14 protein-coding genes and 4 tRNA genes are annotated in these 11,989 nt (G+C 33.9%); all 18 read right to left on the bottom strand.

Translation table 11 applies throughout. The annotated features are described in order from the left end of the window. Positions 1-18: 18 nt before the first annotated feature. Positions 19-399, bottom strand: coding sequence for a 50S ribosomal protein L7/L12 (rplL, locus tag NTX22_13565; GenBank protein MCX6151550.1), 381 nt, complete (start codon positions 397-399; stop codon positions 19-21). Between the two features lie 44 nt (positions 400-443). Continuing rightward, complete coding sequence (gene rplJ, locus NTX22_13560) at positions 444-965, bottom strand: 50S ribosomal protein L10 (GenBank protein MCX6151549.1); 522 nt, start codon at positions 963-965, stop codon at positions 444-446. Positions 966-1,030: 65 nt separating this feature from the next. Continuing rightward, the gene (gene rplA, locus NTX22_13555) at positions 1,031-1,732 is read right to left on the bottom strand and encodes a 50S ribosomal protein L1 (GenBank protein ID MCX6151548.1); all 702 of its coding nucleotides are present in this window, start codon (positions 1,730-1,732) and stop codon (positions 1,031-1,033) included. A gap of 35 nt (positions 1,733-1,767) precedes the next feature. Then, entirely contained in the window at positions 1,768-2,193 is a 426-nt protein-coding gene (rplK, locus tag NTX22_13550) for a 50S ribosomal protein L11 (GenBank protein MCX6151547.1), read from the bottom strand. 26 nt (positions 2,194-2,219) lie between these two features. After that, positions 2,220-2,759: a transcription termination/antitermination protein NusG gene (gene nusG, locus NTX22_13545; GenBank protein MCX6151546.1), complete on the bottom strand. Its 540-nt coding sequence runs from the start codon at positions 2,757-2,759 to the stop codon at positions 2,220-2,222. A 5-nt stretch (positions 2,760-2,764) separates the two neighbouring features. Continuing rightward, positions 2,765-2,947 carry a preprotein translocase subunit SecE gene (gene secE / locus NTX22_13540; protein MCX6151545.1) on the bottom strand — a complete coding sequence of 61 codons (183 nt, stop codon included), beginning with the start codon at positions 2,945-2,947 and terminating at the stop codon, positions 2,765-2,767. 15 nt (positions 2,948-2,962) lie between these two features. Beyond that, positions 2,963-3,036 (bottom strand) — tRNA-Trp (locus tag NTX22_13535). Between the two features lie 184 nt (positions 3,037-3,220). After that, positions 3,221-3,293: transfer RNA gene (locus NTX22_13530), tRNA-Thr, on the bottom strand. A gap of 73 nt (positions 3,294-3,366) precedes the next feature. Next, positions 3,367-3,612: a GIY-YIG nuclease family protein gene (locus tag NTX22_13525; protein ID MCX6151544.1), complete on the bottom strand. Its 246-nt coding sequence runs from the start codon at positions 3,610-3,612 to the stop codon at positions 3,367-3,369. Positions 3,613-3,628: 16 nt separating this feature from the next. Next, positions 3,629-3,702, bottom strand: a tRNA-Gly gene (locus NTX22_13520). A 96-nt stretch (positions 3,703-3,798) separates the two neighbouring features. Next, positions 3,799-3,882, bottom strand: a tRNA-Tyr gene (locus NTX22_13515). Between the two features lie 143 nt (positions 3,883-4,025). Further along, positions 4,026-5,567 carry a YifB family Mg chelatase-like AAA ATPase gene (locus NTX22_13510; protein ID MCX6151543.1) on the bottom strand — a complete coding sequence of 514 codons (1,542 nt, stop codon included), beginning with the start codon at positions 5,565-5,567 and terminating at the stop codon, positions 4,026-4,028. Between the two features lie 154 nt (positions 5,568-5,721). Further along, complete coding sequence (gene nuoI, locus NTX22_13505) at positions 5,722-6,216, bottom strand: NADH-quinone oxidoreductase subunit NuoI (GenBank protein MCX6151542.1); 495 nt, start codon at positions 6,214-6,216, stop codon at positions 5,722-5,724. A gap of 52 nt (positions 6,217-6,268) precedes the next feature. Beyond that, the gene (gene nuoH / locus NTX22_13500) at positions 6,269-7,300 is read right to left on the bottom strand and encodes an NADH-quinone oxidoreductase subunit NuoH (protein ID MCX6151541.1); all 1,032 of its coding nucleotides are present in this window, start codon (positions 7,298-7,300) and stop codon (positions 6,269-6,271) included. A 14-nt stretch (positions 7,301-7,314) separates the two neighbouring features. Further along, positions 7,315-8,988 (bottom strand): 2Fe-2S iron-sulfur cluster-binding protein, encoded by a 1,674-nt coding sequence (locus NTX22_13495; GenBank protein ID MCX6151540.1) that lies wholly within the window; start codon positions 8,986-8,988, stop codon positions 7,315-7,317. 53 nt (positions 8,989-9,041) lie between these two features. Beyond that, positions 9,042-10,292, bottom strand: a complete 1,251-nt coding sequence (locus NTX22_13490) for a pitrilysin family protein (GenBank protein ID MCX6151539.1) — start codon at positions 10,290-10,292, stop codon at positions 9,042-9,044. Between the two features lie 406 nt (positions 10,293-10,698). Next, positions 10,699-11,172, bottom strand: coding sequence for a hypothetical protein (locus tag NTX22_13485; GenBank protein ID MCX6151538.1), 474 nt, complete (start codon positions 11,170-11,172; stop codon positions 10,699-10,701). Positions 11,173-11,175: 3 nt separating this feature from the next. After that, positions 11,176-11,922 carry a hypothetical protein gene (locus NTX22_13480; protein MCX6151537.1) on the bottom strand — a complete coding sequence of 249 codons (747 nt, stop codon included), beginning with the start codon at positions 11,920-11,922 and terminating at the stop codon, positions 11,176-11,178. Positions 11,923-11,989 lie beyond the last annotated feature (67 nt).

The following is an 11,989-nucleotide window of genomic DNA, read 5'->3' as shown; positions in this document are numbered from 1 at the left end:
TTCTAATACGTATTGAAATTATTTAATCTCTACTGTTGCGCCAGCTTCTTCAAATTCTTTTTTAAGTTTTTCAGCTTCATCTTTAGAAACAGCTTCTTTAACTGTTTTTGGAGCACCATCAACTAAGTCTTTTGCTTCTTTCAATCCTAAACCGGTATGAGCGCGTACAACTTTAATTACGTTAATTTTCTTTTCGCCAGCAGATATTAGATTTACATCAAATTCAGTTTTTTCTTCTACTGGAGCTGCTGCGGCTGCAGCAGTAGGCATTGCTCCCATCATCATTGGAGCGGCTGCGGTAACACCAAATTCTTCTTCAAGTGCTTTCTTTAATTCAGATGCTTCTAAGAGAGTTAAACCTTTAATTTTCTCTACAAGTTCTGCAATTTTTTCTGACATTTTTATATTCTCCTGAAATTGTTTTTCCGTTCAACAAATTTTATTTATGCTGCTTTTTTTTGTTCGATAGCGTCTATTACACTAACGAGATCTCTGATTACGGCGCCAATTGCACCAACTACTCCAGATGCTGGAGAGTTAAGACTACCAATAATTCCTGCAATTATTTCTGCTTTGGTAGGCAGTGTTGATAATACATCAAGCTGCGTTCCTTCGAAAAATTGAGTTTCTATATAACAACCTTTAAGAGCAAATTTTCCGGTAGTATCAAAAAATTTCTTGATAACTTTAGCCGGTGCTGTAGCATTATCTTTTGCAAATGCAAAACCAGACATTCCTACTAACAGATCATTAAACTTTTCATAACCTTGAATTTCGATTAAGGCTTTTTTGAAAAGTGTATTCTTAAAGACTTTATATTTAACTCCTTCTTTACGAAATTCTTTTCGAAGACGATTAATGTCTTCTACATTGATTTTGCTGTAATCTACCAAATAAATGGCAGAGGAGTTATTGATAAGTTCTTTAATCTGAGAGATTATTTCGTTTTTCTCTGATTTGTCCATTATTCTCCCAAATCATTTTTAAATAAATAAACTAGAAGCATTTATTTATATGAGTGCGTAAATTCTTATTTAATAATTGCCACTTCATCGCGGGAAATTTTTAAGCCTGGTCCCATTGTAGTAGAAAGATAGAGGCTTTTAACATATTGTCCTTTTGCCGAAGACGGTTTCATTTTTATAATTGTAGTTAAAAATGCTCTTACATTTTCAACCAATTTATCTTCCGGAAACGAAAGTTTACCTAATGAAGTACTTATTATTCCGGTTTTATCTACTCTGAATTCTATTTTGCCAGCTTTAACTTCTTTAACTGCCTGAGCAACATCCATAGTAACAGTACCACTTTTAGGATTAGGCATCAATCCTTTTGGACCTAATATTCTACCAAGTTTTCCTAAATCTGCCATCACATCCGGTGTAGCTACAATTACATCAATATCTGCCCATCCACCTTTAATCTTTTCCAAATATTCTTCAAACCCAGCAAAATCAGCTCCTGCATCAAGTGCATCCTGAGCTTTTGAACCTTTAGCAACTACTAACACTTTAACTTCTTTTCCAGTTCCATTTGGTAAACTCACTGTTCCTCTAACCATTTGATCGGCGTGTCGAGGATCTACACCTAATCTAATTGCACAGTCCAAAGATTCAGTAAACTTAACATTTGATACTTCTTTTAATTTCTTGACTGCTTCATCAAGATTATAATCTTTTTTTAAATCTACTTTTGCTTTTGCTGATTTAATTCTTTTAGAAACTTTCATTATTCAAATCCTTTTATCTTTAAACAGAGTTAAAGTATTTATTCTTCTACTGAAAAACCCATGCTTCTTGCAGTACCTGCAACCATACTCATGGCGTGGTCAATATCATTAGCGTTTAAATCGGGCATTTTCATTTCAGCAATTTCTTTTACTTGAGATTTAGTAACTTTTGCAACTTTCACTTTATTTGGTTCTGCTGCACCTTTTTCAACTTTTGCTGCCTTTTTAAGTAATTCTGCTGCTGGTGGTGTTTTCGTAATAAACGTAAATGATTTATCAGAAAAAACCGTGATAACAACTGGAATTATTAAACCTCCTTTGTCAGCGGTACGAGCATTGAATTGCTTACAAAACTCCATAATATTAACACCTTTTTGGCCTAGAGCAGGTCCAACAGGTGGTGATGGATTAGCTTTACCAGCGGGAATTTGCAATTTTATAAATCCAGTTATTTTCTTTGCCATAATTTAACCTATTATTAAATTCTACCTTATTTTTCTAATTCTGCCTGAACAAAATCGATTTCAATTGGTGTTTTTCTTCCAAATATTGAAACCATAACTTTTATTTTCATTTTTTCTTCATTTACTTCTTGAATATACCCAGAGAAATTGTTGAACGGACCATCATTTATTTTAACAAAATCTCCAACTCTAAAGATAGTTTCCATCCTTTCAGAGTCTTGATCTTGAGTTAATCTACCAACTATTCTTTTAACTTCATCTGGTTGAAGAGGATTTGGATTTTTTCCTGTCCCTAAAAACCCCATAACTGATGGAGTATTTAGGATGAAATCTTTAACCTGATTGTCTAAATCAGCTTGAACTAAAATATATCCAGGGAAGAAATTTTTATTTTTAGTCTTCTTTTTTCCATCTTTAACTTCAAATACTTTTTCAGTAGGAACTAAAACATCCTGAATTTTTGCTTTTAATTGAATATTATCTTTAAGTTCAACATCAATTAAAGACTTTACTTTGTTCTCATGCCCGGAAAAAGTCCTAACCACATACCACTTCAATTCCATCATCAAGCCTAAAAAATCCCTTTAAATATTTGAGTGATTGCCATATCAATAAGATATGTAAAGGCTGCAATAATAAGACAAACAACTATTACGACAGTAGTTGATTCTTTTAGTTCTTCCTGAGTTGGCCAAGTAACCTTTTTCATTTCCTTGACAACATCATTAAAAAAATTGATTATTTTTTCTTTCATAATTTTTATTCTTCGCACGAGAGGAGGGACTCGAACCCCCAACCTGCGGTTTTGGAGACCGCTGCTCTAGCCAATTGAGCTACTCTCGTACAATTTATTTGGTTTCTTTATGAATAGTGTGTTTTTTATCCCAGCGGCAATATTTCTTAAACTCAACGCGGCTTGGGTGTAAACGTTTATTTTTGGTTGTAGTGTAATTTCTTCTTTTACACTCTGTACATTCTAATGTTATTATTTCTCTCATACTTCTTCTACTATATATATTTTTTTTTGAGCTGACGACCGGGATTGAACCGGTGACCTCATCCTTACCAAGGATGTGCTCTACCAACTGAGCTACGTCAGCGAATTACATAAATTAGTAGAGCGGGAGACTGGACTCGAACCCGCGACCAATCCCGCTGAATTGCGGGATGATTCTAGCCAACTGAGTTGACATTAACTGACTCCAAAAACCTCTTAATATTTTTTTGTGATTTAAGATATTTTTCTCGTCTTACAGCTTCTGCTCTTGTCTCAAATTCTTCAAAATAAATAAGAACCCACGGTTGATATTTCTTTGTATAACCTGTTCTTCCAGTGTTATGATATTCAAACCTTTTTCTTACATCTGATGTGGAACCTATATAATATCTTCCATCTTTCAGACTTTGCAATATATACATTGCATAATTCACTTAGAGCGGGAGACGGGACTCGAACCCGCGACCAACAGCTTGGAAGGCTGTGACTCTAGCCAACTGAGTTACTCCCGCACTAAAATTGACCATCTAACTTCATAGAATATTGACAATTGAAAATTTTTTTTTTATAATAGAATCAAGTTTTCAATCATCAATATGAACAATCCGTGGGCGGCGAGGGATTCGAACCCCCAAAGGCGCTTGCCAACGGATTTACAGTCCGCCCCGGCTCTCCAACTCCGGCGTCCGCCCGACTTGTACAATAAATGAACTTCAAATATATTCCAGTTTATTTTAAAAAGCAATATTATATCAAAATAATTTACTTTAGGGCTTGATTTAAGGCTAAATTACGAATAAAGGAAAGTATATAATTTTTATCATGGCTTTAATGTTTAACGGTTCCATAATTGTCTATCTAAAGTACGGTATTGAATTGCTTCACTTATATGATTAGGCAGGATATTCTCCGCATTTTCTAAATCGGCTATAGTCCGACTTACTTTCAGTATTCTATCGTAAGCCCGGGCTGATAAACCTAACTTAGTCATTGCCATTTTCAGTATTTCTGAACCAGAGTTATCTAATGTACAGAATTGTCTAACTTCTTTAGAACTCATGTCAGCATTATTATAAATATGCTTTAGTTTTGAAAATCGGTTAATTTGAACTTCCCGCGCCTTGATTACGCGTTCTCTAATAATTGCAGATGATTCTCCTTTAACTGAAGTGGAAAGTTCTTTGTATTTTACTGCTGGAACTTCAATATGAATATCTATTCTATCGAGCAATGGACCAGAAATTTTTGCCATATATTTTTGAATTTGAAAAGGTGTACAAGAACATTCTTTGGTGGGATCAGAATAAAAACCACATGGACAAGGATTCATTGCTGCGGCAAGCATAAAATTGGCTGGAAACTCGAGGGACATTTTGGACCGGCTAACGACAACCCTTCCATCTTCTAATGGTTGTCTTAAAACTTCCAAAACATTTTTTTTAAATTCCGGTAATTCATCTAAAAATAAAACTCCATGATGCGCAAATGATACTTCCCCCGGACGAGGAAAAGAACCACCGCCAACTAATGCCGCATCGGAAGTAGTATGATGTGGACTTCTAAAAGGTCTTTCTGTAACTAAAGCTTTTTCTCTTGATAAAATTCCAGCTACAGAATGAATTTTTGTAGTTTCCAATGCTTCTTCAAATGTAAGTGGTGGCAAAATAGTTGGGAATCTCTTTGCTAACATTGTTTTGCCAGATCCCGGTGGACCTATCATTAAAATATTGTGTGCACCTGCGGCAGCAATTTCCAAAGCACGCTTTACATTTTCCTGCCCTTTAACATCCGAAAAATCAATTTGATATTTATTTACCTGATTAAAAATTTCATCTTTGTTCACTTTTATGGTTTCCATTTCCTTTTCGCCATTTATCAGTTCAACAACCTCAAAGAGCGATTTACAACCATAAACTTCCACTCCATCAACAATAGCAGCTTCATTGGCTGATTCTTGCGGTAAAATAATCCGTTTAATACCCTTATGCCGGGCTTCAGCAGCAATTGATAAGGCGCCTTTAATCGGTCTTAGGTTTCCATCAAGTGAAAGTTCTCCAAGAAAAACAGTATCTTCAAGCCAATCTGTTGAGGTAATTTTTTCATTAGCTGCAAGAAGACCGATGGCGATAGGTAAATCGAATGAACTGCCTTCTTTTTTTATATCGGCTGGAGCAAGATTAACAGTAACTTTTTTTAATTGAATATCGAGCCCGCTGTTTTTAATTGCTGCAATAACTCTTTCTCTACTTTCTTTAACAGCATTATCCGGAAGTCCAACAATTATGAACCCGGGAATATTTTTTTCACAGTTAGCCTCAACCTCAACAAGATAGGCATCAATACCGTAAGTGGCGCAAGAAATTATTTTGGAAAGCATCTATATTCAATTCCATTTGTTTCAAACAAAAGCACTATCACAAAGATGGGGAGAGAAATACTAGTGGCATTTTGATCATGAAAAAATTAGACATCCAACTTCCCATAATCAGGTTACTACTTATTTTAAAATTATCCCCTCATAAAAAAAACAACTATTTAAAATTTCGTAAATATTCTAACCGATCTTTTATATTATCAATCGGAACAAGTAATTTATCTTTTCCAAATATAGCATTTTGTCGGTTTGTAAAAACTAATTCATAATCCTTACTCATTACTATTGCTTCTTCAGGACAAACTTCTTCACAAAATCCACAAAAGATACAGCGAAGCATATTTATCTCAAATTTTTCCGGATATCTTTCCTTTTCAAGCCGGGTTTCAGCAGCCTGAACTTCGATTGCTAAAGAAGGGCAAACGCGGGAACACAAACCACAGGCAACGCATCGTTCACCACCATTTTTTTCTTGTACCAATACCGGCCGACCTCGATAGGATGCAGACGGAAGAAACTTTTCCTCTGGGTATTGCATTGTAACATTGGGCTTGAACATATTTTTAAGCGTAAGCCCCAATCCCTTTACAATCTCTGGGATATACATCTTTTCAAGAAAATTTAAATCTTTTTTTCTTTTCTTCAATGCCATAAAAACCAAAGCCTCTATTTCTGTTTCTTCCTTAATGGAAGAAGAGAAAAAATTAAATTTTGAAAATCATAATAAGTGCAGCAACCCAAATAATATTTATTAATGAAAGCGGGAACATTACTTTCCAGCCAAGATTCATTAATTGATCATATCTGAATCGTGGAATGCTCCAACGAATCCAAATAAAGAAAAATAATACAGCAGCAGTTTTTAAAAGAAAAGATAGTACCTGAATTAATACCGTAACTCCAGAAGATAACCCAAACTTATCAATATATGGAAACTGGTAGCCACCCAGATATAAAGTTACAATCATTGCAGCAGCAATAGCCATATTTGCATATTCTGCAAGAAAGAAACCGGCAAATTTCATACTGCTGTATTCTGTATGATAACCACCTACAAGTTCTGGTTCGGCTTCTGGTAAATCAAATGGTAAACGATTGGTTTCTGCAAAAGCTGAAACAACAAAAGTAATAAACCCGATAGGTTGAACAATCGCATTCCACATCCAACCGTATTGAGATTGAACAATAACAATAGGTCTTAATGATTCTGATAAAAGTAAAACTCCCGCAACTGAAAATCCCATCGAGACTTCATAAGAAATCATTTGCGCTGATGAACGAATTCCGCCAATCAAAGAATATTTGCTTCCTGAGGACCATCCAGCGAATGTTATTCCATAAACTCCAAGCGAAGTAAGAGCGAGTACATACAAAATTCCTATATTTACATCCGCTAATACAAGCTGTATTTGTTGACCAAACACATTTATATCCGGTCCAAATGGAATTACTGCATATGTAGTAAAAGCAACAAATAATGCTATAAACGGTGCAAGAGAGTGGATGAATTTGTTGGAAACAGTTGGAACAATATCTTCTTTAAATAATAATTTAAACACATCTGCAAATGGCTGAAGCAATCCGAGCCAGCCCACTCTGTTTGGACCTACTCGGTTTTGAATCCAGGCTGAAATTTTTCTTTCAAAATAAACAAGATAAGAAACTGTTAAAAGTAAAACTGTTATAACAACCAAAATTTTTATAAGGGAAATTATTACAACTGAAAGAATACTCATTCTTTACTCCAGTGTTAAACTAATTCAGGTTTAGTTTTTACAGAAACGCCAAGTTCACCAATAACATCATAGTCCAAATCATGGAACGCACTAATCGATTTAGATATTTCTTCAAATACTTCTTCTGCCATATTATATTTAATTTTTAATCCCATCAGCGATGCAATTGATTGAATTATTTTCCAGCTTGCACGTGCATCTACTTTTCTACTTTGATTCCATCTGTCAAATTCAGTTCCAAATTTATCAAGACGACTTAACGACATTCCATCCACACTTCTATCCATATCCACGGTTGAAACTGCAGGGCGGATTCTTTGAACTTTCCCCTGAAAGTTTACCATAGTACCGTTCTTCTCAGCAAAAGTTGAAGCTGGAAATACAATATCTGCAAGTTTGGTAGTTTTATTTTTGTTTGTTGAATGTACAATTAATAATTCCAATTTTGACAGCGCACCAGCGTAACTGCTATTTATAGAAACGATATCATCTTCAAGACAATACAGAGCTTTTATTCTACCATTTTCAATTGCAGAAATAAATTTTTCAAAATCTAATCCAACAGAAATAGGTTTTATTCCAACTAGTTCAGCACCCAAAGCATTTGGTGTTTTATCTACTCTAATTAAAATATCATCTCCTTTACCTATTGAAATGTGCTGAACAAAATCCAGTTCCTTTCCACCGTTAACCACTCTTGCCAACTTTGCGAATACAAAATTATCTTCACAGGTTGCAAATGCAGATCCTAAAAATGCAATTTCGCTTGGTTTAAAAGATTTCAATTGTCGAACAGTATTTGCAATCGCTTCATCATATCCTACCCTGCTTAACACACCATCTTTTTTTAGATATGGTCCATCGATTCTATTTTCCGCATTAACAAATTTAAAAGTATTCAATCTTCCATGATCGCACATCCAGTAACTGTTTACATCCTGGTTGTATCTTGGGGTCAATCGTAAAATTTCATTATTACGTACCCAAATTTCATCATTGCATCCGCGGGAACATCCAGTACAAATAGAATTCGTTTTAGACATATCCCAGATCCGGGCTTTAAATCTAAAATCCCGATTTGTTAAAGCACCAACAGGACAGATATCCGTAACATTCAGTGAGTAAGGATTATCTAATTTTTCACCGGGGAATGGAACGATGGTAACTCTATCACCACGATTAACAAATGTCAGCTCATTATCTTTGGCAATTTCATCACAAAAGCGGATACACCGAGAGCATGATATACAACGTTCTGCATCGAACATTACAAACGGACCTAGTTCAACTCGTTTCTCTTTATGAACTTTCTCTTCATCAAACCGACTTTCGCCATTGCTGTGGGAATAAGCATAATCCTGAAGTTTACATTCACCGGCTTCATCGCAGATTGGACAATCGAGTGGGTGATTTATAAGGATAAATTCCATTACTGCATTACGTGCTTGAATTGCTTTTTCTGAATCAACCTGAACAACCATTCCATCAGCAGCAAGAGTTGAGCATGCAATTACCAGCTTTGGCATCTTCTCAACTTCAACTAAACACATTCTGCAATTGCCGGAAACTGAAAGTGCCGGATGCCAGCAGAAATGTGGAATATCAATTCCATTATCGTTGGCAGCTTCAATTATAGTTTGCCCGGATTTGAATTCTATATCTTTATTATTTAAAGTCAGTTTAGGCATTTACTTTCCTAAAAATTATCTATCTTCAATTCAATTAGAATAAAGAATTATTTTTACGCTGTTGTTTTTATAGATGAATTTTTTGAACCAATAATTATTTTACTTAATACGCTATTTTCTAATAGTGCATTCGCAATTTCCAAAACCTGATCCGAAGTAACTGCTTCAATTTCTTTGATAGTTTCTTCAACTGGTTTTATCCTATTATAATAAATTTCCGTTTGCGCCATTCTGAACATTCTGTTTGTAGTGCTTTCAAGACTAAGAAGTATGCTTCCCTTCAAATACTCTTTTGCCCGGTTAAGTTCCTTTTCAGAAACTTTTTTATCCCTAATTTTTTTAAATTCGTTTAAAACAAGATTAATTGATTTTTCAAAAAACTTTTCGCTTGTAGAAAAATATACACCGAACGATGAAACATCATAAAAAGAATTTAAGAATGTATTTATCTGGTAACAGATTCCATTTTTCTCTCGAACATTTTGGAACAACCGGGAGCTGCTTCCTTCCCCAAGGATATGAGAAAGCACATTTGCTTGTGCCCTTTTCTTATGATTATAACCAAAAGTTTCTTTACCAATAATAACGTGTATCTGCTGGATTTCTTTTTCAATTCTAATTTCATCTGAAATTTTAGTGCTTGAATAATTTCTTTTTATTTGTTTCCGTCCCAAATCCTTCTTTAAATATTTATCAGCTAACTTTAATAATTGATTATGATTTACTTCACCACTTGCAGCAATAGTTAAATTATTAAAACCATATTTTCGTTGGATGAAGTTAAACAAATCACTTTGGTTAAACCGTTTTAAGTTTTTCTCTATACCAATAACAGGCAATCCGAGTGAGTTGCCTTCAAAAATTACTTCCTCGAATTTATCAAATATCAACTCCTCCGGGTTATCTTCAATATCATTCATTTCATCAATAACAACTGCGGCTTCTTTTTTAATTTCACCTTTCTTAAACGATGGGTATTGAATCATATCAGCAAGTACATCAAAAGTTCGGTCTAAATGTTTTGCTAATCCTCTGCCATAATAGCAGGTATGTTCCTTGGAAGTGAATGCATTAAGATAACCACCATACGATTCAATATCATCCGCAATTTTTTTTGCTGAACGATTTTTTGTTCCTTTGAACAACATATGTTCAATAAAATGCGTGATGCCGTTATTCGCTCGAACTTCATCCCGCGAACCAACATTAAACCAAAAACCCAACGAAAAGGATTTAACGTAAGGAATTGTTTCACTTAAAATTTTTATTCCACCTGGAAGAATTGTTTTCTGGTATTGACTCAAAATGTTCTACTTTCCAAAATGATTAGCAACTTTTTAACTAACTAAATATAGAGAAATGAGGTTGTGTAGTCAAGGAAGTTGGAGGTTGCAGATTTGTGATTGCAGAATTCGCAATGATGAAGACATATAAATTTTTATTCTTAAATATTACTCTTGCCTCTGAATAAGAGTAAGATTGATAACACGATTAAGATGAAGATAAGGATCAGAAGCATGATTAAGATTAAGAACAATCAGAAAATTTTAAAAGCAATTTTTTATTTCAACTTTACATGCGAAAGCAAGAAATATTAATTGAGGATGCAACAAATGAGCCTATATTTGGTACGTAATTACCTGACATTAGAATAAGTTTTAGGAAATATAATAAGTTGTAAATGTTTTAAAAATAAAGCAAAATAATAAATTAAAAATTTGACGAATTTGCCATATATTCTAAAAGAGATTTATCGAAACGGGTGAGGGCAGTATCGATTTGTGTGTAATATTTGACCCAGCCAGCGGGATGAATATCAATTTTTTTATCTATAATAACATAGACATTTTTTACTACATATTTTGCGCGATAATTGTTGTTTTGATATTTTATAAGAAATGTTGCTTCTAAATAATCTGGGTACACACCAATTAGATCTGATGTACCAATATAAAAGATAACATTGCCGGTTAAAAATCCATCTTCGTTGGATTGGATGACGGCTTTAGCGGAACCTGCTGTTTCATTTATATAGGATAGGACCTTAATTTTAATTTCTTCTTTGGACAGATTTACATTGTGATTGATAACCCGCTCTGATTGTTCTTTGGTTAAGTAACTTGGAGCGCAGGAAGTTACAAATAATAAAATTACTGCGAAACAAATATTAAATAGAGATTTCATATTCTATACTTTGAGTTTATTTTTATACTCATAAAACGCATCTGGTTCCCAATCATGATGGCAACCCCAACCACCACAAAATAGAAATACCGGTTTTAATTCCCCATTATCCATTTCAATTATTTCATTAATATGCCAACGCTTACCTTCTGCTGTTAACTTCACTAGGTTTATGCAAAACGGACGACTGCCCCTGCTGTTGCCGCGCGGCATCCTGATTATACCCCCATATTTAAAATAAAATACTTCTGCGAGAAAAGCTTTTTCTAGCAAAAGAATCTGTCCGTAACTTTTGAATATTTTAATCGAGATTGCTTCAGGAGATAAATCATTTTTAAAATGTAAAATCGTTAAGTTTTTAGTTAATTCTTCTAAAGATTTATGAGTAGTTAGCGCTGTAAAAACAATATCAAGGAAAATATTTTCATCATCCTCACAAAAAGGAGATAAATATTCTACAGATTTGAATATAGAATCAACCTCAATTAAATTATGTTTAAAAGGATATTTATTCTTTAAATTCAAGAGCAACTTATATCTTTCATATATTGAAGCAACCATTCTAGCCATTTTGAAATAGCCAAATTCATTTAATGATTCGAATAATTCAATTATCTCCTTATCGTTTTTATTATCATAAAAAAAGTCGATAAGTTTTGTTTTTAAAAATTCTCTTCTAACTTCATCCACTAATTCTTTCCCCATATTATCTAAGATGTTAATAAAACAATCAACTTCTTTTTTTATCATAGGTCAGCTTTATTTATCAATATTTTCATCTTTTCAAAAATAGATTCTAATTCCTTTATTCTAATTT

It is taken from the genome of Ignavibacteriales bacterium, assembly GCA_026390815.1.
Classification (GTDB): Bacteria; Bacteroidota; Ignavibacteria; order Ignavibacteriales; family SURF-24; genus JAPLFH01.
This window is presented reverse-complemented; position numbering and strand designations above follow the sequence as displayed.

Coding starts and splice junctions, on each gene's coding strand:
- rplL (MCX6151550.1), bottom strand. CDS start 399: ATGTCAGAAAAAATTGCAGAACTTGTAGAGAAAATTAAAGGTTTAACT.
- rplJ (MCX6151549.1), bottom strand. CDS start 965: ATGGACAAATCAGAGAAAAACGAAATAATCTCTCAGATTAAAGAACTT.
- rplK (MCX6151547.1), bottom strand. CDS start 2,193: ATGGCAAAGAAAATAACTGGATTTATAAAATTGCAAATTCCCGCTGGT.
- nusG (MCX6151546.1), bottom strand. CDS start 2,759: ATGATGGAATTGAAGTGGTATGTGGTTAGGACTTTTTCCGGGCATGAG.
- secE (MCX6151545.1), bottom strand. CDS start 2,947: ATGAAAGAAAAAATAATCAATTTTTTTAATGATGTTGTCAAGGAAATG.
- NTX22_13525 (MCX6151544.1), bottom strand. CDS start 3,612: ATGTATATATTGCAAAGTCTGAAAGATGGAAGATATTATATAGGTTCC.
- NTX22_13510 (MCX6151543.1), bottom strand. CDS start 5,567: ATGCTTTCCAAAATAATTTCTTGCGCCACTTACGGTATTGATGCCTAT.
- nuoI (MCX6151542.1), bottom strand. CDS start 6,216: ATGGCATTGAAGAAAAGAAAAAAAGATTTAAATTTTCTTGAAAAGATG.
- nuoH (MCX6151541.1), bottom strand. CDS start 7,300: ATGAGTATTCTTTCAGTTGTAATAATTTCCCTTATAAAAATTTTGGTT.
- NTX22_13495 (MCX6151540.1), bottom strand. CDS start 8,988: ATGCCTAAACTGACTTTAAATAATAAAGATATAGAATTCAAATCCGGG.
- NTX22_13485 (MCX6151538.1), bottom strand. CDS start 11,172: ATGAAATCTCTATTTAATATTTGTTTCGCAGTAATTTTATTATTTGTA.
- NTX22_13480 (MCX6151537.1), bottom strand. CDS start 11,922: ATGATAAAAAAAGAAGTTGATTGTTTTATTAACATCTTAGATAATATG.